This window comes from Paracoccus sp. SY, assembly GCF_002901215.1.
Classification (GTDB): domain Bacteria; phylum Pseudomonadota; class Alphaproteobacteria; order Rhodobacterales; family Rhodobacteraceae; genus Paracoccus; species Paracoccus acridae.
Genome location: NZ_NWMQ01000132.1, coordinates 1 through 1,602 on the forward strand (window position 1 = coordinate 1; position 1,602 = coordinate 1,602).

The window sequence follows — 1,602 nt, forward strand, 5'->3', positions numbered from 1 at the left end:
CGGCTATGCCCAGATGGTCATGGAACCAGACGGCACGCATGCGACCCGCTGGCTTAAAGAGGGCACCGCCGCCGGCATCAGCACCCAGGGCAGCGTGGCTGCGGGCCCGGCCTTCCTGGATGACATCGCCCATCACGCAGTGCCGGGCATGTACGATTCCGACGGCGACCGGATCCCCGACACACTGCAGACCCCGGACACTGATCCCGGGGTAGGAGACGACGGCCTAGCGTCGACCTATGACGACGAGATGCTGAATTCCCATTTCATCACCGGCGATGGCCGGGGGAACGAGAATTTCGGCCTGTCCGCGGTCCATTCGGTGTTCCACGCCGAACACAACCGCATCGTCGAGGAAAACAAGCACACCATTCTGGAAAGCAATGACCTGAGCTTCATCAACGAATGGCTGCTGGTGGACATCACCGAGATCCCCGACAGCCAGGCCGAGATCAACGCCCTGAAATGGGACGGCGCCCGGCTGTTCCAGGCGGCCCGCTTCTCGACCGAGATGCAGTATCAGCACATGGTGTTCGAGGAATTCGCCCGGCGCATCCAGCCCGCCGTCGATCCCTTCGTGTTCACCAACACCGCCGACATCGACCCGTCGATCGTGGCGGAATTCGCCCATGCGATCTATCGCTTCGGCCATTCGATGCTGACCGACACGGTGGATCGGGTCGACAACAACCTGAACCCGATCAACGGCCCGGGCGGCGAACAGTATTCGCTGATCGAGGCCTTCCTGAACCCGCAGGCCTATATGGGCACGGCGAACAACTTCAACGACATCCAGGGCGCCATCCTGCGCGGCCTGTCCGAGGACGTGGGGTCCGAGATCGACGAATTCATCGTCCCGGCGCTCCGCAGCAACCTTCTGGGGCTGCCGCTGGATCTGGCGGCGCTGAACATGGCCCGGGCGCGCGAAACCGGCGTTCCGTCGCTGAACCAGACGCGCGATCAACTGTATAACGACTTCGGCGTCGCTGACCTGAAGCCCTATGAAAGCTGGAGCGACTTTGCCCAGAACCTCAAGAACCCGGTCTCGCTGATCAACTTCGTGGCAGCCTATGGCACGCACGCAACGATCACCGGAGCCGCCACGCTGGAGGGCAAGCGCGCTGCGGCCACCCTGCTGGTGCTGGGTGGCAACGGGGCGCCTGCAGACCGGGCCGACTTCCTGAACGCGACCGGCGCCTATGCCGGGTCCGCGTCATTGGCCAATGGCCGGGGCGGGCTGAACGCGGTCGATCTGTGGATCGGCGGCTTGGCCGAGAAGCTGAACGAATTCGGCGGCATGCTGGGATCGACGTTCAACTTCATCTTCGAATACCAGATGGAGCAGCTTCAGAACGGCGACCGCTTCTATTATCTGTCGCGGGTTCAGGGCCTGAACCTGCTGGATGCGCTGGAAGCCAACAGCTTCGCCGACATCATGATGCGCAATTCGTCCATGGGCGACAAATACGCGCCGCACATGTATGCCCACGCCTTCCTGACGCCCGACATGATCCTGGAACTGGATCGCGGCATCGCGCAGCGCGACTACAACGGCAACAAGGCGGGCAATGACCCGATCTGGGACGATCCTCTGCTGCAAAA

At 62.6% G+C, this 1,602-nt stretch carries 1 protein-coding gene; it reads left to right on the forward strand.

Annotated features, from left to right (window positions below; translation table 11 throughout):
* Positions 1-1,602: peroxidase family protein (locus tag CK944_RS22070; RefSeq protein ID WP_305790803.1), on the forward strand; the 1,602-nt coding region annotated here is incomplete at both ends.